Genomic DNA, 18,373 nt, shown 5'->3' on the forward strand with positions numbered 1-18,373 from the left:
CTTCGCTGCTTTCGCTGCTTGGTGGCTGCTGTTTCCATGAAAACGCAGTTCGCCGGTCCCGGCAATGGAAACCGGCGGTGCCCCCCTTTTCGCCCTGCGCGCCATGCTGCATAGTACGGCGAAGTTCCGCCCCGCCATGCATCGGCCCTGAAGTACCGCGATGACCGCCTCCAACATCCGCCAATATCTGATCCGGACCCTGATGCTGGCCGTGCTGGTCCAGCCGGCCACCGCCGCGGGCCTGTTCCAGGGGCTCACCAGCGTGGAAGCCGGCCCCCGGCTGGACGACGACGGCGTGATCCGCCAGCAGGTGGAGCAGGACGAGATGTTTCTGGAGGCGGGCTCCGGCGCGCGTATCCAGCTGCCCACGCAGTGCGTGTCCTCGGCGCTGGTGGCGCGCAGCCACAGCCGCTTCAACGCCCTGTTTCCGGACACCGAGGGCATGGTGGGCAGCGGCACCATCACCAACGAAGCCGGCCTTACCGTGGAGCGTCTGTTCGGGGCGCCCGGCGGCGCCTACCGTCTGGAGACCGCGTTCAAGGCCCACCGCATCGACCTTTACAGCTACGAGCTCAGCCATCAGGAGGCGTTCGGCTCGGCCTTCGACAGCCCGGTGACGGTGAGCGAGCAGCAGGGCTTTAACGTGGATACCCGGCTGAGCCGGTCGTTCGGCGAGCTGGACCTGGCCCTTCGGGTGGAGAACCTGTTCCCGGACCGGCGGCCGGGCATGGTGGCCAGCCCCTATACCATGAAGGCCCACGCGGAACTGGCCACCGGCTTTCAGTACGCCGGCCTGCCGACCCGCCTGAACCTCAACCTGGACCGCTTCGAGGCCCTGGAGCGCGACCTGGACGCCCGTTACGCCGGCGCCCGCCTGCAGTGGGGCGCCGCCGACCGCACCCGGCTACGGCTGGGCTACCGCCACGACCTGGTCGCCAATCTGGATTCGGTGGCCACCCTGGGGCTGGTGTTCCCGCTGTTCCATGTCTTCGATCTGGACATCTCGGGCACCAAGAACCCCGGCGACGCCTACGGCGTGCTGGCGCGGCTGGCCGCGCCGTTCCCGTTCTAGGCCTCTGGAATGCGGAATGAAGTCACCAGCGACTTCAGATGGCTGGCCTGGTCCTCCAGCGAGCCGGCCGCGCTGCTGGATTGCTGCACCAGTGCCGCGTTCTGCTGGGTGACCGCGTCCATCTGCGTCACGGCGGTGCTGATCTGCTGAATGCCGCCGATCTGCTCGGTGGTGGCGGACGCCACGCCTCGCATCAGTTCGGCCAGCTTTTTGATCGACTCCACGGTTCCGTTGAGCGTTTCACCACTGCGCTGGGTCTGATCCGCGCAGGTGGCGATCTGCGCGCCGGTGCTTTCCAGCAGGGCACGGATCTCGCCGGCGGAATCCCCGGCGCGGCTGGCCAGCAGCCGCACTTCGCTGGCCACCACCGCGAAACCGCGGCCTTTTTCGCCGGCCCGGGCCGCTTCCACGGAGGCGTTCAGTGCCAGGATATTGGTCTGGAAGGCGATATCGTCGATGGTGGCGATAATGCCGTTCATCTTCTTGGAACTGGCCACCACCTTTTCCATAAGGTCGATGTTGGCGCGCATCTCCTCACCGCCGTGCTGGGCACTGCGCGACGCCGCGTCGGCGAGCCGGTCGGCCTCGCGGGTGTTCTTTTCGTTGTGCTCCGAGGTGGCGCTGATCTCCTCCATGCTGGCGGCGGTCTCCTGCAGCGCGGCGGCCTGCTCCTCGGTGCGGGAGGAGAGGTCCTGGGCGCCCAGGGCGATCTCGTTGGCGCCGATATAGACGGTCTCACTGGCGCCGCGCAACGCGGACACCAGCTTGACCAGGGAGTCGCTCATTTCCGCCATGGCGGCCAGCAATTGCGCCGGCTCGTCGCGCCCGCGGGCGACGATGCGCTCGCGCAGGTCCCCTTGAGCAATGCGGCGGGCCACGCCCAGGGCGTCGGCGAGGGGCAGGGTGATGCTGCGGGTGATCACCACCGCCAGGACCGCCGACACCAGCAGCGCCACGGCGGCGAACACCACCAGACCGAGCAGCGCCTGGGTGACCAGCGCCTGCAGCGTGGGGCCCAAGCCGCCGAGATTCTCCATGGCGATGTCATGGATGCCCTGGGCGGCGTCCTCAAGCTGGTAGATGCCCTGCTTGTTCTCGGAAAAGGCCGCGTTGGCGGCGGCGGTGTCCTGGTAGGTGCCGTCCATGATCGCGCCGTAGATGCGGGTGAAATCCGACTCGTAGGCGCCCAGCCCCTCGCGGGCGTCCCGGTAGCGCTGTTGCAGCGCCGGCGCCACCGCCAGTGCCTCACCTTCATCAAGCACGCTTTTCAGCCGGGTGACGGTGTCGCTCCATTTGCCGAAATAGCCGTTCAGGGCCTGGAAATCCGCCAGATTGATAAAGACGTCCTTTTCATAACGGCGCAGCTCCAGTGCCAGACGCCGCACCACGCCGGCATTGGACGCCAGGGCGCCGTCGGTCTCCAGCGCCTCGCGGGTGGTGTCCGCGATCCGGGTGACCGAGAACAGGCCGGTGCCCGAGGCGGCCAGCAGAAGCAGCAAAATAACAGCGAAGGCGCCGCCGAGACGGGCGCCGATCTTGAATTGACTAAGCATGAGGGGATACCAGGAATGGCTGTGACAAGGTTTGGGGGTTGTCGGCCCGGCGGGGAAAATCTTTAGCCTTAAAAGAGCGACGTGACCCGGGCTTGAGTCCCGGCCCGGGAATTGGCATGGTTCGTCCACCTAACCGGCCCCGAGCACCCTATGTCCATTGATCTCGATTTCGACCGTGACCACCTCTGGCACCCCTATACCTCCACCTCCAAGCCGCTGCCCACCTACCCGGTGGCGCGCGCCGACGGAGTCCGCCTGGAGCTGGAAGACGGCCGCACGCTGATCGACGGCATGTCGTCCTGGTGGGCGGCGATCCACGGCTACAACCATCCGCGTCTGAACCAGGCGGCCAAGGACCAGATCGACAAAATGGCCCACGTGATGTTCGGTGGCATCACCCACGAGCCGGCGGTGGAGCTGGGCAAGCGCCTGGTGCGGATGACGCCGGAACCGCTCAACAAGGTGTTCCTGGCCGACAGCGGCTCGGTGTCCGTGGAGGTGGCGATCAAGATGGCGCTGCAGTACTGGCTCAGCCAGGGGCAGCCCGAGAAGCACCGTCTGATCGCGCTGCGCAACGGCTACCACGGTGACACCTTCGGGGCCATGGCCACCTGCGACCCGGTCAACGGCATGCACCATCTGTTCAGCAAGGTGCTGCCCAAGCACCTGTTCGCGGACGCGCCGGCGGTGGGCTACCACGACGACTGGGACGAGCGGGATCTGGATTCCCTGCGCGGCCTGCTGGAACAGCACGGCCACGAAGTGGCGGCAGTGATTCTGGAACCGATCGTGCAGGGCGCCGGCGGCATGCGCTTTTACCACCCGGAGTACCTGCGCGGCGCACGCCGTCTTTGCGACGAGCACGGCGTACTGCTGATTTTCGACGAAATCGCCACCGGCTTCGGCCGCTCCGGCGAACTGTTCGCCATGGACCACGCCGATGTCTGCCCGGACATTCTCTGCCTGGGCAAGGCGCTCACCGGCGGCTACATGACCCTGGCGGCGACCCTGTGCAACGACCGCGTGGCCGCCGGCATCTGCGACGGCGAGGCCGGCGTGCTGATGCACGGGCCCACCTTCATGGGCAACCCGCTGGCCTGCGCGGTGGCCAACGCCAGCATCGATGAACTGCTGGAGAACGACTGGCGCGGCCGCGTGACGGCGATCCAGTCGCAGCTGCGCCGCGAGCTGGAACCGCTGCGCGGCGCCTCCGGCGTCGCCGACGTGCGTGCCCTGGGCGCCATCGGCGTGCTGGAGCTGGAAGAACCCTGCGACGTGGCCGCCACCCAGAAGCTGCTGGTGGAGCAGGGCGTGTGGATCCGACCGTTCGGCAAGCTGGTCTATATCATGCCGCCGTACGGCATGGAGCCGGACGACCTGAGCCAGCTGACCCGTGCCATGGCGGCGGTGGCCGAACTTTAGGCGTTGACACTTTAAGGGGGGCAGGGCGATGACGTCCGTAACAGCGATCCAATTCCGATCCGCGGGTGTAACCTGTCGAGGCGACCTCTACCTGCCCGATACTGCCGGCCGCGCACCGATCATGGTCATGGCCCACGGCCTGGGCGGCACCCGCAACATGCGGCTGCCGGCCTTCGCCGAGCGGTTCGTGGCCGAGGGCTACGCCTGCCTGCTGTTCGACTATCGTCATTTCGGCGACAGCGACGGCGAACCCCGCCAATTGCTGGACATCAAAAAGCAGCTTCAGGACTGGAAGGCGGCCATCGAGCACGCCCGTGGCCTCGCGCAGGTGGACCCGGATCGGGTGATCCTGTGGGGCACGTCCTTTTCCGGTGGCCATGTGCTGGCCACCGCCGCCGACGATCCGCGCATCGCGGCGGTGATCTCCCAATGTCCGTTCACCGACGGGCTGGCGTCGACCCTGGCCACGGAACCGCTGGTCTCCGCGAAACTGACGGCCAAGGCACTGCGCGATCGCCTTAGCGCCTTGGTGGGCGCCGCCCCGGTGATGGTCGCCGTGGCCGGGCGCCCCGGCGACACCGCGCTGATGACGGCACCGGACGTCTGGGACGGGTACATGAACCTGGTTCCCGAGGGCGCCCGGATTCGCAATGAAGCCGCCGCGCGCTTCGCCCTGGACATTATCCGCTATTATCCGGGCCGCAAGGCCGCCGGCATAAGGGCGCCGGTGTTCTTCTGCGTGTGTGACAACGACACCGTGGCGCCGGCCAAACAGACGCTCCGCCACGCGAGCCGCGTGCCGCGCCATGAGATCAGGCGGTATCAGGCGGGGCATTTCGAGATCTATGTGGGCGAGGCGTTCGAGCAGGTGGTGGCGGACCAGATCGAGTTTCTGAAAGCGCATTGCCCGCCACGGGAAACACCGGAAGCCTGAGCGAGCCCGACGAACGAAGCCCCGGATGCAAAGGGAAGCCCCGGGGCTTGGATTCATACCTGTTCGATTCGTTATCTTCTATTTAACATAATATACATTACACGTAGTCATAAATCTGGGCCGGTGGGACGAAGCGCTCTCAGAATCCCTGTCCTTTCGGCGGTTCCAGCTTGTCCCCGGGACCGCCCCCAAGCCGGTGCCGGGTCTGCACTGCGAGCGTTCCGCTCGACAGGTTCCGGACTTCATATGACGAAACTTAAGGTCGCACCATTAGGCGGCGATTCCATATAAATCATTGGCTTGGAAAGCATACCTGAGGTCGTTTCTATTTTATTGGCGGGTGATATTCGCCGGCCTTCGCGGGTCTTTCATGGCAAACCATTAGGCTTGGGCTGTCCGCTTGACCTGTTTCCGGCGGGCTGCGTTAATGCGGCCGCCGCCGATAAAGGGAATCATTGTCGTTTATGATGGTCCACTCCCTGGGCGACTCACCACACCGAAATCATTGGGGGTAACGGTACGGATGCGCGATTGCGATACTGCAGGGCTGGCCGGCGTTCTGGACGCCCGGCGTCTATTTTTCGGGCTGGCCGGGTTGCTGGCGCTGCTCGCATTCGAGCCGGCGGCCGCCCGGGAGCCGGTTTCCCTGGTGACGGTGGAATCCCGCGAGCTTGAGGAGCGCCTGCCGCTCACCGGTACCCTGACGGCCAAGCGCGCCGCCCTGCTTTCCACCTCGGTGTCCGGCCTGGTGACCGCCCTTAATGTGGACCTGGGCGACCGCATGGAACAGGGCGACGTGCTGCTGGAGCTGGATTCGGAGCTGAACCGCCTGGCCCTGGAAGGCGCCCGCGCCGCCGCCGCCGAGGCGGAAGCCACCCTGGCGGACGCCCGCCGGCGCCTGGAGGAAGCCAGCACCCTGGCGGCCCGCCAGAGCATCGCCGCCACCCAGGTGCGCGGCCTGGAATCCGAGGTGGAGGTGGCCCGTTCCTCCCTGGCCGGTGCCCGCGCCGAGGCGCGCCGGCAAAGCGCCCTGCTCGCCCGCCATTCCTTGAAAGCCCCGTTCGACGGCGTGATCAGCCAGAAGCAGACCGAAGTCGGTGAGTGGGTGACGCCGGGCACCTCGGTGCTGGAGCTGGTCAGCCTGGAGGATCTGCGCGCCGATCTGTCGGTGCCGCAGGAGTATTTCCCGCGGGTGTCCAAGGACGACCGGTTGGAAGTGCGGCTGGGCGGCGACAGCGGCCCGGCCTACCCGGCCACCATTTCCGCCATCGTGCCGGTGAACGATCCCAGCGCCCGGACCTTCCTGGTGCGCGCGCAGCTGGAGTCGCCGCCGGCGATGACGTCGGGCATGTCGGTGCGCGCCACCCTCTTCCTGCAGGGCGATGAGGCCAGCCTGGCGGTGCCCCGGGACGCTCTGGTGCGCTACCCGGACGGCCGGGTGTCGGTGTGGCTGGCGGAGGAAGGCGACGACGGCCTGGTGGCGCGCGAGCAGCGCATCCGCATTGGCGACGGGCTGGCCGACCTGGTCACCGTGAAGGAAGGGTTGTCCGCCGGCGACCGGGTGGTGGTGCGCGGCAACGAAAGCCTGACCGACGGCCGCCCGCTGCGGGTGTCCGAATGAGGTTTCGCCGTGTTTGAAAAGATTGTACGCAACGGCACCCTGATGACCGTGGTGGTGCTGATCATCACCATTCTCGGCGTGCTGGCGGCGCTGCGCATTCCGGTGCAGATGATCCCCGACCTGGAAGTGCGCACCATCACGGTCCAGACCAGCTGGCCCGGCGCCACGCCCCAGGACGTGGAAAAAGAGATTCTGATCGAGCAGGAAGAATACCTGCGCAATATCCCCAATCTGCGCCGTCTCACCGCCACCGCGCGCAGCGGCGACGCGGAGATCGAGCTGGAATTTCCGTTCGGCGTGGACATCACCGAGACGCTGATCCGCGTTAATAACGCGCTCAGCCAGGTGCCCTCCTACCCGGATAACGTGGACCAGCCGCGCATTCTGTCCACCTCGTTTTCCGCCAACGCGTTCATGTACTACCGGGTCTCGCCCCAGGAGGGCAATCCCAAGGACCTGGACATGGACATGATGCGGGACTTCATCGACGACAACGTGCGCACCCGCATGGAGAGCGTCGACGGCGTCTCCCAGGTGGAGCTGCGCGGCGGCGCCGAGCGGCAGATCCGCGTGCTGCTGGACCCGCAAAAGCTGGCGGAGCGCGGCTTCACGGTGACCCAGGTGCGCGAGGCGCTGCTGAGCCGCAACCAGGATGTGTCCGGCGGTGAAGTGGACAGCGGCAAACGGCGCTATCTGCTGCGCACCGTGGGGCGTTTCGACCAGGTGCCGCAGTTGCTGGACCTGATTCTGGAGCGTCACGAGGACAGCGTCACCCGCCTGCGCGACGTGGCCACCGTGGAGCTGGACCATTTCCCGGTGCGCGCCGAGTCGTTCGTCAACGGCGAGCCGGTGATCAGCCTGGCGGTGCGCCGCGAGACCGGCTCCAACGTAATCGACATCAAGTACGCCATGTTCGATCAGGTGGACCTGATCAATAAGGAGGTGCTGGAACCCGCCGGCATGCGCATGTCGCTGATCTCCGACGACGTGCGCTATGTGGAAGCCTCGGTGGCCAATGTCTGGACCAACCTGGCGATCGGCGCGGCCTTCGCCACCCTGGTGATGTTCCTGTTCCTGCGTTCGGTGCGGGTCACCGCCGTGGGCGTGGTGGGCATTCCGATCTGTACCATCGCCGCCTTCCTGGGCCTGTTGCTGGCCGGGCGCACCATCAATGTGATCTCCCTGGCCGGGGTGGCGTTCGCCATCGGCATGACGCTGGATAATTCCATCGTCGTGCTGGAGAGCATCGAGATCGAGCGGCGCAAGGGGCTGGACCGGTTCCGCGCCTCGGTGGAGGGCATCCGCAAGGTGTGGCCGGCGGTGTTCGCCTCCACCATGACCACGGTGCTGGTGTTCCTGCCGGTGGTGTTCATCTCCCAGGAAGCCGGGCAGCTCTATTCCGACATCGCCATCGCCGTGTCCGCGTCGATCCTGATCTCCATGCTGGTGGCGATGACGGTGATCCCGACCCTGGCGGCGCGCCTTGATTTCGGCGCCGTGTTCGACCACGACGGCCAGGACAGCGGCTGGCTGCGGCGCGTGCACGGCGTCTCCCACTGGCTCAGCGCCACCGCGCCCCGGCGCCTGGCCACCATCGCCGCCACGGTCACCGGCGGCGCCCTGGTGCTGGTGCTGCTCACCCCGCCGGCGGAGTACCTGCCCGAAGGCGAAGAAGCCAAAACCTTCGCCTCCATGAACGCGCCGCCGGGCTACAACCTGAACGCCATGGTGGAGATCGGCAAGGAGGTCCAGGCCCATTTCCTGCCGCTGGTGGACGCCGACCCGGCCGCCTGGGAGCGCGGTGAGCTGCCGGCGCCGCCGATCCGCTACCTGAACCTGTCCATTGAGGCCCAGAGCCTGCGCATCATCGCCGAGCCGGTGGATCCGGATCATATGGAAGCGCTGATGGACTCGCTCACCGAATACTACGAGCGCTACCCGGGCATGCGCGCCTTCGCCGCGCGCGGCTCGATCATTTCCAGCAACGACGGCGGCACCCGCAGCGTCAATCTGGATATCTCCGGCAACGACCTGGCCACTCTTTATGAGGTGGCGCAAACCGCCTACCGGCGCGCCGAAGAGGTGTTCGACAACCCGCGCATCCAGAGCCAGCCGGCCAGCCTGTCCCTGGCCCAGCCGCTGCTCGAGGTGCGCCCGGACTGGGAGAGAGCCGCCGAGCTGGGCATGGGCGCCGGCGACATCGGCTTCACCGTGGCGGCGCTCACCGACGGCGCCTTCATGGACGAGTTCTTCCTCGGCGACGACAAGGTCGACATCTACGCCTACAGCAACGCCGGCGTGGATCCGGACCTGGCCGCCCTGCCCTCGCTGCCGGTGCACACGCCGCAGGGCGCCACCGTGCCGCTGTCGTCGGTGGCGCGGCTGGTGGAAACCGTGGATACCAGCAGCGTGCGCCGGGTCAACGGCCGCCGAACCGTGACCCTGAACATTATTCCGCCGCGCTCCGTGGCGCTGGAGACCGGCGTCGCCATGGTCCGCAACGATGTGATCGGCGCCCTGCGCGAGGCCGGCGAGATCCCGGCGGAGGTCAACGTGGATATCTCCGGCGCCAGCGACCAGCTGCAGGCCACCCAGGAGGCCCTGGGCGGCAACTATGTGGTGGCGGTGTTGCTGGTCTATTTGCTGCTGGTGGCGATCTTCACCCACTGGGGCTACCCGCTGCTGATCATGACCACCATTCCGGTGGGCATCGCCAGCGGCATCCTGGGTCTGGCGCTGTTGAACGGCCTGGGTGAACTGATGCCATTGCTGGGCCTGCCCGGGTTCAGCCAGCCGTTCGACATGATCTCCATGCTCGGCTTTTTGATCCTGATGGGCACGGTGGTCAACAACCCGATTCTGATCGTGCACGAGGCGCTCACCAACCGGCGCGGCGGCATGGCGGTGGCCGAGTCGGTCAGCGAGGCGGTGCGCTCGCGGCTGCGGCCGATCGCCATGACCACCATCACCACGGTGTGCGGGCTGGCGCCGCTGGTGCTGATCCCCGGCGAAGGCACCGAGCTGTACCGCGGCGTCGGCGCCATCGTGCTGTTCGGCCTGCTGGGCACCGCCATCGTCACCGTCACCTTCCTGCCCGCGCTCACCGCCACGGTGTTGCGCCTCACCGAGCGCCGCGCCGCCTCATCTTGATGCAGGTCAATAGACCGCCCCTTCCGCGCTGCTACCTTTGCAGCCGCCTGAAACCGGAAGGGAAACATCATGCGAGATGGCAACGGCACGCCGTACCACTACCGAGTGGTACGGCAATTCACGGTGGCCACCGTGGTCTGGGGAGTGGTGGGGATGCTGGTCGGCGTGTGGATCGCCGCGCAGCTTGCCTGGCCCGCCCTTAATTTCAATCTGCCCTGGTTGAGCTTCGGCCGCCTGCGGCCGCTACACACCAATGCGGTGATCTTCGCCTTCGGCGGCTGCGCGCTGATCGGCACCTCGCTGTACGTGGTGCAGCGCACCTGTGAAACCCGCCTCGCCTTCCCGCGCCTGGCCGCCTTCGTGTTCTGGGGCTACCAGGCGGTGATCGTGCTAATGTTGAGTTTCTAAGTTTTCCTGGGCGTCCAACGCGGAACGAATCCCATGTGCCAGTTTCTCAGGATCGCCGTTGCCCCAGTAGTGCAGAAAATAATAGGGCGGTGTCTCGCCTACCATGTGGTTATGCAGGGCGACGATATGGATGCCCGCGCGCCGTAAAGCATGCATTACAGGCTGCACTTCCTTCGCCGTCATGGCGAAATCCCCATCGACAACAGCTTGATCCTCATTCCCCGAGAACGCCGCCCATGTGGCCAGTCCCATTGATGCACCGAATTCTGTTCCGTGCATCGTGCTGTTACGTCCAAAGGTAAATTTCAGCACCTGACCATTGAGACTGCCTTCGACATCCAAAATGGCTTCCAGTGACTCGGTGTCATACTCTCCAGTGATTTCGGGCGAACTTCCGGGAAAGTGTTCTGCTGGGGTGGGGTGCTCCTTCCGCTGTGCCTTGATAGCGTCCCACATAGCTTTGACGCCTTGAGCAAGCTTTCCGGCACTCTGCCCATGGCCGCCGATGTGCATAAAGTAAACAGGTGGGCGGTCGAACACGAAATGGTTGTGCAAGGCCGTGATTTCCAGGCCATGGGCGAAAGCAGCGTCCATCGCCGGAGTGATTTCATCCTCGAACACCACCGTGTCCCCCATCAGCATTACACCGCCGTCCGACATAGACTTGAAACCAGCCCAGCTCCCCAAACCTGCAGGGGGCGGGAGTGTCACCCCGTCTACCATGACCGGCACGTCATCGCGTTGCCAGCCGACGCGTACGACACCGTCCGGTTTAACTGTCGCCGGTGTGTCCATAGCCTCGCTAATGATATCAGGATTGAGACCACTGGAGGCATCCGCGAGGGCCATCGGCGCCTGCCCCAGTAGGACGTACGAGATGATGAGTAACTTAAACAAGAGGGTTTTCATAGCTATCCTCTATTTTCTGAATGTCAATTTGGGGGTTAGCCCAGATTGTTTGTAGTTCAAATTGACGAGCCACGCCCTTGTCTTCTTAACTCGCTGCTCACAGGGCGGGAGCGCCTCCGAATAGCAAGTAGTAAGCAATACCTAGCATCGCGCTGACAAAAATCACCGGCAGCATGCCCACCTTGAAGCGCAACATAGCAATGAAGGCGCCCAGAGCCAGCACGACACTGGCGATTTGGATACTGCTCCATGTCGGCACAAGCAACTGCATGCCAAAGGTCCGAACCGTATCCACCTCACCGAAGGCGACATGTACGGCGAACCAGATGGCCAGATTCAGCATGACGCCCACGACGGCGGCGGTTACCGCCGATAGCGCCGCGCTCACCGCTTGGTTCCCACGCAACCTTTCTACGTAGGGCGCGCCCAGGAATATCCACAAAAAACAGGGAATAAAGGTAACCCAAGTCGCCAGAATCGACGCAAGAACACCTGCTACAAAGGGATTGAGCAGGCCTGCGTCTCGGAAGGCCCCCATAAATCCCACGAACTGTACCACCTGAATCAGAGGGCCTGGCGTGGTTTCTGCCATACCAAGACCATCCAGCATTTCACCCGGCGCAAGCCAGCCGTAATTTTGCACTGCTTCCTGGGCCATGTAGGCCAGTACCGAGTAAGCACCACCAAACGTAACCACCGCCAGCTTGCTGAAGAAAAGTCCGATCTGGGTGAAGATATCATCAAAGCCTAGCAAGGCCGCCAATACGACTAATGGTGTAAACCACAGCGGCACCCAGACCGCAAGCACCTTGAGCGCCCGTTTGCGTGTTGCCTTAGTATGGTGTGCGGCGCCGCCATTCATCATGGCGTCAATCGTCCGTTCAGCATCATCGGGCGTGTCATGCCCCTTGATGACCACGAAACGCTCCGGGTCCACACGCCATCCCAATAGGCCAATGAAAGCGGCAGTCAGAATCACTACCGGAAATGGGACAGCAAAGAAGAAGATCGCAATGAAGGCCACACTGGCCAGTGCGTACATGTAGACATTCTTGAGAGCGCGTTTGCCGATGCGGATGACCGCCTGAATCACGACCGCCAATACTGCCGCCTTAATCCCAAAAAATAGCGCCTGCACCAGGGTCGCTTCCTGGAAGCCAGCATAGAGCACACTCAACACCAGGATGCTCAAAAAACCCGGTAACACAAATAGCCCACCGGCAATGAGTCCACCCTTGACGCCATGCAGTAGCCAGCCGATGTATGTGGCCAGCTGCTGAGCTTCAGGCCCGGGCAGCACCATGCAGTAATTCAGGGCGTGCAGAAACCGGCTTTCACTGACCCACCGCTTTTCATCCACTAGAATCCTGTGCATAACGGCAATCTGACCAGCAGGGCCACCGAAGCTCAATATCGCGACCCGCAGCCAGACTCGCACCGCTTCCCCGAACGAAATTTGGTGGCCGAATTCATTGAGATTGCTGTCCGACGATACTGCTGTGTCCTGTTGGAGTCTGTTGGGTCGAGTGGCCGAGTGGGAGGGCTCCGGCATGATTACTTCCCCTTTGCGTAGGTTGTGTACAGGCTGTCAAACACCTGGTTGGCAGCCAGCAATAGTTGGTTATCATCACTATGAGATTCGCGGAGCCCCATCAATACGCACTCAACTCCAGAGGCCTCCGGTGGTTGATGGCCGCCCACATCGAGGTAGTGCACCAGTTCCCCGATCCGTTGCAGCGCCACCTCACGCAGGTCAAAGCTCGCTAGCAAAGTCTCGAAGGTTACTTTCTCATTCACGTGGGTGAAGGCCGCCCCATCGAAATCGAAACCCAGCGCATCATCGGGGCAATCAGCAGGTGACCTCAACCACAGAAATCGCGCTCTGGGATCAATAAATCGCTTAATTAACCAAGCGCTGGCCAAGCGGTCCACCCAGGGCTGGCGACGTGTTGCCCAGATCCTGCTCTTGTAATTGGCATGTTCTAATCGAGGAACTGAGCCCGAAGAAGGTAGTGGCTCATCTGGCGACAGAACCCGATTGGTATCGGTTTCGAGTGCCTGCAACGCCGAATCGACCCGTCCACGGGCAGCACCTGGAAAAAAATCAATCTCTGACAGTCGTGAAAAGCGCTTGCGCAGCTTACGGGCCTCCTTCATGACCTCCATTGCCAATTCGGGCGCCAGCGTTGCGCGGAGTTCTGCGATGTCCGAGTACAACGCCTCATAGTCGTCTGAGCGATCAAACAAGACCGGAAACCCGTGGGCTTCCGGGCCGTCAGTGGGCACAACATAGGCGACCCCTCCGGCCTCACGTACGTCGCGGGCTACTGCCTCCAACTTTTTGACATGATCAGGGTGAGCTGGCAGCAGATAGACGCCGTCGCGTAGCGAAGCCGCGCCCCATCCTTTGATAGAGCGCCAGGCCCGCATGCGTACCGTGGCGTTCTCGGTTGGGAGAGACAGAATCAACAATAGCCATGACATAATGTAGAGGTTACGACCTTATTGTAGTAAGCGCTACCAATATATCGATGACAGCCGGATATTCCGATGACCTCACTCGGCCTTGATAAAATCAATCTGCACGGAACCGCCGAGCCGGCGCGGGCGTTTGAGCATGCGCTGGCGGTCCCGCTAAGCATTTCCGACGGGCGCGGCGTGGGGGCCTTCGTGCTGTTCGGCCTGCTGGGCACCGCGATCGTCGCCATTACCTTCCTGCCCGCGCTCACCGTCACGGTGTTGCGTCTCACCGAGCGCCGCTAGGCGGCTCTGGCATCAGCGGCCGCCCCTGTAGCATGATGGACAGCGCGGTGGCCGTTTTGGCCGCACCGGTACGGAGGTGTTCCCCATGAGCGAGCAAACAGACGCCACCCACGGCAATCGCGGTATTCTGGTTTTTCTCGACCGCGATCTGAAAGCACCGCAGCCGGCGCTGACCAAGGGCCTGAAGCTGGCGCGCGCCGCCGGCCTGCCGTTGACGGTGATGGTCAACAGCGACTCGGCGGCGATGCGCCGGGCGGTGGGCCTGGACGAGGAACGGCGGCAGGCGGCGGAGAAACAGATTCGAAAGGCCTGGGACAAACGCATCGACGCGCTGTGCGGCGACCACCAGGTGGACAAGCGCATCTTCTCCTCCCGGGACAGCGAACAGGCGCTGCGGGACACGGTCCGCGACTGCCGCCCGGTGCTCAGCGTGGTGCACACCAGCGAGGAAGGCCGGCTGCGCCGCCATTTGTTCACGCCTCGCGACTGGCTGCTGATTCGCCATGCCCCCGGCGCGGTGCTGTGCGTGCATTCCGACCCCTGGAACGACACGCCCCGGTTCACCGCGGCGGTGGAGCCGGAACAGTATGAAGGCGGTCTGGACGACCGGGTGATCGGCGCCGCCGGTTATTGGTGCGAGCAGATGCACGGCGAGCTGGAGGCGGTGCATGTTCTGGAGCACCCGGACGAAACCCTGCTGCTGGTGGCCGGCGAAGCCCTGCCGGAATACGCCGCCAGCGCCGCCAACATTCGCGATTACCACCAGAAAGCGCTGGACGCCTTCGCCGAGCGCCACGCCCTGCCCAAGGACCGCGCCACCCTGCTGGAAGGGCCGGTGTCACGGACCCTGGCGGGCTACTGCGAGGAACAGGGCAGCGACTGCCTGGTGGTGGGCACGGTGCGCCGCAACCCGGTGGAGCGGTTACTGCTGGGCGCCACCGCCGAAGGGCTTCTTACCCGTGCCGGCTGTGACGTGATGGTGGTCAAGCCGGACGACTTCGAGTCCGACTGGTTGTAACCCTCCGGCGGCCAAGGGAGGGGCTCAGGCGGCCCCTTCCGCGCGCCGGAACACCGGCTTGGTGTCGGTGGAAGCCGCCTTGTCGTAGCGGTAGCCGGCGACCCGGAACTTGTTCAATTGCGCCGGCGTTTCAATCCCTTCCTGCAGAATCCAGGCGGCCATCAGCCCGCGCGCCTTCTTGGCGTAGAAACTGATCACCTTGTATTTGCCGTTCTTCTCGTCCTGAAACACCGGTTCGATCACCGGCCCGGGCAGGTGGTCGGTGCGCACTGATTTGAAGTACTCATTGGACGCCAGATTCACCAGCACCTCGGTGCCGGCCGCCTTCATGTCTTTTTTCAGCTGTGCGGTGATAATGTCGCCCCAGAACTGGTAGAGATCCTTGCCGCGCTCATTGTCCAGGCGGGTGCCCATTTCCAGCCGGTAGGGCTGCATCAGATCCAGGGGGCGCAGCACGCCGTACAGGCCGCTGAGGATGCGCAGGCGGCTTTGCGCGGCTTTCAAATCGTCGCCGTCGAAGCGGCTCACGTCGAGGCCGGTGTACACATCGCCCTTGAACGCGAACAATGCGGGCCGGGCGTTGTGTTTATCAAAGGGGCGCGACCATTGCGCGAACCGTTCCACGTTCAGGTGGGCGATCTTGTCGCTGACCTTCATCAGGCTGGCCAGATCCGCCGGTGACAGCTTGCGGGCACGCTCCACCAGTTCGGCGCTGTGTTCCAGAAGGCGCGGCTGGGTGGCGCGCAGCGACGGCAGCGGCGAGTCGTAATCCAGCGTTTTGGCCGGCGATACCACGATCAACATGCGGTTCTCCTTTACAAGATGCAGACCCGATTATAAGAACACCGTCGAGAGAAGAAACAGGCTTTATACTATGGGCCCCTTGGCGAGATGCTATCGTAACCTCAACCGAACCGGGGAGTGATCCAGTCCGATGCGCTTTTTGTTGGTGTTAACCGTGACCGTCGCCGTTGTCGTGCTGCTTTGGGGCAGCTGGCAAGCGGGCCGCAAGCCTTTTTACCTGGTCCTCGCCGGCGTCGCGCTGGCCGGCTCCATTTTCCTCGGCGCCATGCTGCTCACCGACCAGGAACGCCGTGTGCCCACCGACCCGGAGACCGTGGAGACCAGCATCTCCAGCGTGCACGAAACCGAAACCACCTATCGCCTGCGCGGTGAAATCATCAATCGCGGCGAGAACGCGGTGGCGCGCACCGAAATCATGGCGGAAGCGCTCAGCTGCCCGCCGGCCAAAGCCTGCGAGGTGTTGTACGGCGAGCGCATGACGCTGTCCATGCACATCCCCGCCGGCGGACGCTACCCGCTCAATCTTTCCGTGCCCCGCCCCGACCGGGAAATCCAGGCCGAACGCTGGCGCGCCCGGGTGTTGCGGGTGGAAGCCTACGACCGCTGATCACCGGGCCGTGGCATGGACCACTAGGCAATCGCCGACTAAATGGTCACAATGCCGGCTCCTCGAAGCACAGCAACGGCTGTAGGAGAGATAATGGCAGCGCTCATTCCTGGCCACCCTACCCCAATCGCACCCAACGCCTGGCGGGTACTCGGCCGCAACCCGGGAATGATGACCGGGCCCGGCACCAACTCCTATCTGGTCGGTGACCGCGCGCTCACGGTCATCGACCCGGGCCCGGTGGACCACGAACACACCCAGGCGCTGCTGCACGCGGCGGAAAAGATCGGCCGCCCGATCGAACAGATTCTGGTCACCCATACCCACCGCGACCACTCCCCCGGCGCCCGCGAACTGGCCGAGGCCAGCGGCGCGCGCCTGCTCGGCCCCGACGTGCCCGACGACGGCCTGCAGGACGAAACCTGGGCCCCGGAACGGCGCCTGCGTCACGGCGAACGGGTGGATTGCGGCGGCACCGAACTGGAAGTGATCGCCACGCCCGGGCATGTCGGCAATCACCTGTGTTATCTGATGGTGGACCAGAACCTGCTGTTCACCGGCGACCACCTGATTCAAGGCTCCACCGTGGTCATCGCCCCGCCGTCCGGCTCCATGGCGGCCTATATGGACTCCCTGGCCCTGCTGCGCGACTACCGCATCGACCTGATGGCGCCGGGCCACGGCGACGTGATCGACGACCCCATGGCCACCGTGGACAAGACCCTCGCCCACCGCCGCGACCGCGAACGCAAGGTCGTGGAAGCGCTGGACTCGGACCCGATCACCGTCCAGGAACTGGTCACCCGGGTCTACGAAGACGTCCCCGCCTTCCTGCACGGCGTCGCCTGCCTCTCCCTGGAAGCCCACCTGATCAAACTCCGCGACGAAGGCCGCGTTAGCCACACCGGCGGGAAATGGGCAGTCTGAAACTGCAGTTAAGAGTTAACAGTTAATAGTTAACAGCTAAAAGACGCGCCCCGGGGTCTCCTTGATCCGCGAGGCCGTGCCCGCGAAGTGGTGACGCGGGCACGGCCTCGCCGTTTATCCGGACCCCGATCGCGCAACTATTAACTGTTCACTATTAACTATTAACTGCTCTTCACAGCCATCCTTTGCGTTTGAAGTACCAGTACGGGGCCATGCCGGAGAGGACCATCAGGCCGAGCACCGCCGGGTAGCCGAACGCCCATTGCAGTTCGGGCATGACTTCGAAGTTCATGCCGTAGATGCTGGCGATCATAGTCGGAGGCAGGAACACCACCGCGGCGATGGAGAAGATCTTGATGATCTGGTTCTGTTCGATATTGATGAAGCCCTGGGTGGAGTCCATCAGGAAGTTGATCTTCTCGAACAGGAAGGTGGCGTGGGACATCAGGGTGTCCAGGTCGTGCTGGATTTCCGAGCAGGTGCGGCGGCGGTCCTTGTCGGTGCGCACGTAGCGCTGGATAAAGGAGATCGAGCGCTGAGTGTCCATCAGGCAGAGCCGGATCTTGCCGTTGCTGTCCTCCAGGTGGGCCAGCTTTTCGATGCCGTCTTCCAGCTCCGCCTCTTCGTCTTCCAGCACCAGGTAGCTGACTTCCTCCAGGTTGCGGTGGATGTCCTCCAGGCTGTCCGCCATGTTTTCCACTTTCTGCTCGAGAATGCTGAGCAGAATGTCCAGCGGCGCCTGGGCCTGTACCCAGCCGCGGCGCACGCGCAGGCGCATGAGGCGGAAATCCGGCAGCCGTGAATCGCGGAAGGTGAGCAGCCGGCCCGGCTGCAGCACGAACGCCACGGTCGAGGTGCGGTGGCGGCCTTCGGCCTGGTAGACGAACAGCGAGTGCACATGCAGGCCGTATTCGTCGTGGAAGAAGCGGGCCGAGGCCTCGATCTCCTCCACGTCGTCGGATTCGGGCAGGTTCTGGCGAAACAGGTGCTGCAGCTGCTCACGTTCCTCGTCGGACGCGTCGACCAGATCGATCCAACTGGCCGCGTCCGAGGTGCCGGGGGTCAGCTCGGCCACGTCCCTTTCGCGGAGCACTCCTTTTTCGATGTCGTAAACGTGCAGCATGCTAAGCTCCTCGCGAACAAGATGGGCCGGCGTCAGGTATCAACCCGGCTTAGATAGAGCAG

At 64.1% G+C, this 18,373-nt stretch carries 15 protein-coding genes and 1 pseudogene; 10 read left to right on the forward strand and 6 right to left on the reverse strand.

Translation table 11 applies throughout. The annotated features are described in order from the left end of the window. The first annotated feature begins 160 nt into the window (after positions 1-160). On the forward strand, positions 161-1,072 hold the full coding sequence (locus tag ACEQZD_RS00370) for a hypothetical protein (RefSeq protein WP_142949724.1): 912 nt from the start codon (positions 161-163) through the stop codon (positions 1,070-1,072). On the opposite strand, the gene ACEQZD_RS00375 is transcribed toward ACEQZD_RS00370, so the two are convergent. Further along, entirely contained in the window at positions 1,069-2,625 is a 1,557-nt protein-coding gene (locus tag ACEQZD_RS00375; protein ID WP_142949723.1) for a methyl-accepting chemotaxis protein, read from the reverse strand. The two genes, ACEQZD_RS00370 and ACEQZD_RS00375, sit on opposite strands and share 4 nt — an antisense overlap. A gap of 150 nt (positions 2,626-2,775) precedes the next feature. Between ACEQZD_RS00375 and bioA the strand changes: the two genes are divergently transcribed. The 5 genes and pseudogenes from bioA to ACEQZD_RS00400 form a co-directional block, all read left to right on the forward strand. Beyond that, positions 2,776-4,047, forward strand: a complete 1,272-nt coding sequence (bioA, locus tag ACEQZD_RS00380) for an adenosylmethionine--8-amino-7-oxononanoate transaminase (RefSeq protein ID WP_142949722.1) — start codon at positions 2,776-2,778, stop codon at positions 4,045-4,047. Positions 4,048-4,075: 28 nt separating this feature from the next. Then, positions 4,076-4,981: an alpha/beta hydrolase gene (locus ACEQZD_RS00385; RefSeq protein WP_142949721.1), complete on the forward strand. Its 906-nt coding sequence runs from the start codon at positions 4,076-4,078 to the stop codon at positions 4,979-4,981. 523 nt (positions 4,982-5,504) lie between these two features. After that, on the forward strand, positions 5,505-6,602 hold the full coding sequence (locus ACEQZD_RS00390; RefSeq protein ID WP_370183315.1) for an efflux RND transporter periplasmic adaptor subunit: 1,098 nt from the start codon (positions 5,505-5,507) through the stop codon (positions 6,600-6,602). Positions 6,603-6,611: 9 nt separating this feature from the next. After that, positions 6,612-9,752, forward strand: coding sequence for an efflux RND transporter permease subunit (locus tag ACEQZD_RS00395; RefSeq protein ID WP_370183316.1), 3,141 nt, complete (start codon positions 6,612-6,614; stop codon positions 9,750-9,752). A 69-nt stretch (positions 9,753-9,821) separates the two neighbouring features. Continuing rightward, positions 9,822-10,142 (forward strand): annotated as a pseudogene (locus tag ACEQZD_RS00400) (cbb3-type cytochrome c oxidase subunit I); the annotation flags it as partial. On the opposite strand, the gene ACEQZD_RS00405 reads toward ACEQZD_RS00400, so the two are convergent. The 3 genes from ACEQZD_RS00405 to ACEQZD_RS00415 all read right to left on the reverse strand — a co-directional run bounded on the left by ACEQZD_RS00405 (position 10,143) and on the right by ACEQZD_RS00415 (position 13,499). Next, positions 10,143-11,069 carry a DUF1259 domain-containing protein gene (locus ACEQZD_RS00405; RefSeq protein WP_370183318.1) on the reverse strand — a complete coding sequence of 309 codons (927 nt, stop codon included), beginning with the start codon at positions 11,067-11,069 and terminating at the stop codon, positions 10,143-10,145. It abuts the pseudogene before it with no gap. A gap of 97 nt (positions 11,070-11,166) precedes the next feature. Next, a complete protein-coding gene (gene chrA / locus ACEQZD_RS00410) occupies positions 11,167-12,621 on the reverse strand; it encodes a chromate efflux transporter (protein ID WP_370183320.1) in 1,455 nt (484 codons plus the stop codon). A gap of 2 nt (positions 12,622-12,623) precedes the next feature. Further along, a complete protein-coding gene (locus ACEQZD_RS00415; RefSeq protein ID WP_370183321.1) occupies positions 12,624-13,499 on the reverse strand; it encodes a chromate resistance protein ChrB domain-containing protein in 876 nt (291 codons plus the stop codon). Between the two features lie 120 nt (positions 13,500-13,619). Here ACEQZD_RS00415 and ACEQZD_RS00420 point away from each other — a divergent pair, with 120 nt between their 5' ends. Together ACEQZD_RS00420 and ACEQZD_RS00425 are read left to right on the forward strand one after the other, a co-directional pair. After that, positions 13,620-13,832, forward strand: coding sequence for a hypothetical protein (locus ACEQZD_RS00420; protein WP_370183323.1), 213 nt, complete (start codon positions 13,620-13,622; stop codon positions 13,830-13,832). A gap of 85 nt (positions 13,833-13,917) precedes the next feature. Continuing rightward, a complete protein-coding gene (locus tag ACEQZD_RS00425; protein ID WP_370183325.1) occupies positions 13,918-14,850 on the forward strand; it encodes a universal stress protein in 933 nt (310 codons plus the stop codon). Positions 14,851-14,874: 24 nt separating this feature from the next. On the opposite strand, the gene yaaA is transcribed toward ACEQZD_RS00425, so the two are convergent. Next, positions 14,875-15,654: a peroxide stress protein YaaA gene (gene yaaA / locus ACEQZD_RS00430; protein WP_335628840.1), complete on the reverse strand. Its 780-nt coding sequence runs from the start codon at positions 15,652-15,654 to the stop codon at positions 14,875-14,877. Positions 15,655-15,808: 154 nt separating this feature from the next. On the opposite strand from yaaA, the gene ACEQZD_RS00435 reads away from it, so the two are divergent. Together ACEQZD_RS00435 and ACEQZD_RS00440 are read left to right on the forward strand one after the other, a co-directional pair. After that, positions 15,809-16,261, forward strand: a complete 453-nt coding sequence (locus ACEQZD_RS00435) for a hypothetical protein (protein ID WP_142950198.1) — start codon at positions 15,809-15,811, stop codon at positions 16,259-16,261. A 93-nt stretch (positions 16,262-16,354) separates the two neighbouring features. Next, a complete protein-coding gene (locus tag ACEQZD_RS00440) occupies positions 16,355-17,188 on the forward strand; it encodes an MBL fold metallo-hydrolase (protein WP_142950197.1) in 834 nt (277 codons plus the stop codon). A gap of 172 nt (positions 17,189-17,360) precedes the next feature. Here ACEQZD_RS00440 and corA read toward each other — a convergent pair whose 3' ends face one another. Beyond that, positions 17,361-18,311: a magnesium/cobalt transporter CorA gene (gene corA, locus ACEQZD_RS00445; protein ID WP_335628838.1), complete on the reverse strand. Its 951-nt coding sequence runs from the start codon at positions 18,309-18,311 to the stop codon at positions 17,361-17,363. Positions 18,312-18,373 lie beyond the last annotated feature (62 nt).

The sequence above is a fragment of the Alloalcanivorax sp. genome (assembly GCF_964221125.1).
Lineage (GTDB): Bacteria > Pseudomonadota > Gammaproteobacteria > Pseudomonadales > Alcanivoracaceae > Alloalcanivorax > Alloalcanivorax venustensis.

Coding starts and splice junctions, on each gene's coding strand:
- ACEQZD_RS00370 (WP_142949724.1), top strand. CDS start 161: ATGACCGCCTCCAACATCCGCCAATATCTGATCCGGACCCTGATGCTG.
- ACEQZD_RS00375 (WP_142949723.1), bottom strand. CDS start 2,625: ATGCTTAGTCAATTCAAGATCGGCGCCCGTCTCGGCGGCGCCTTCGCT.
- bioA (WP_142949722.1), top strand. CDS start 2,776: ATGTCCATTGATCTCGATTTCGACCGTGACCACCTCTGGCACCCCTAT.
- ACEQZD_RS00385 (WP_142949721.1), top strand. CDS start 4,076: ATGACGTCCGTAACAGCGATCCAATTCCGATCCGCGGGTGTAACCTGT.
- ACEQZD_RS00390 (WP_370183315.1), top strand. CDS start 5,505: ATGCGCGATTGCGATACTGCAGGGCTGGCCGGCGTTCTGGACGCCCGG.
- ACEQZD_RS00405 (WP_370183318.1), bottom strand. CDS start 11,069: ATGAAAACCCTCTTGTTTAAGTTACTCATCATCTCGTACGTCCTACTG.
- chrA (WP_370183320.1), bottom strand. CDS start 12,621: ATGCCGGAGCCCTCCCACTCGGCCACTCGACCCAACAGACTCCAACAG.
- ACEQZD_RS00415 (WP_370183321.1), bottom strand. CDS start 13,499: ATGCGGGCCTGGCGCTCTATCAAAGGATGGGGCGCGGCTTCGCTACGC.
- ACEQZD_RS00420 (WP_370183323.1), top strand. CDS start 13,620: ATGACCTCACTCGGCCTTGATAAAATCAATCTGCACGGAACCGCCGAG.
- ACEQZD_RS00425 (WP_370183325.1), top strand. CDS start 13,918: ATGAGCGAGCAAACAGACGCCACCCACGGCAATCGCGGTATTCTGGTT.
- yaaA (WP_335628840.1), bottom strand. CDS start 15,654: ATGTTGATCGTGGTATCGCCGGCCAAAACGCTGGATTACGACTCGCCG.
- ACEQZD_RS00440 (WP_142950197.1), top strand. CDS start 16,355: ATGGCAGCGCTCATTCCTGGCCACCCTACCCCAATCGCACCCAACGCC.
- corA (WP_335628838.1), bottom strand. CDS start 18,311: ATGCTGCACGTTTACGACATCGAAAAAGGAGTGCTCCGCGAAAGGGAC.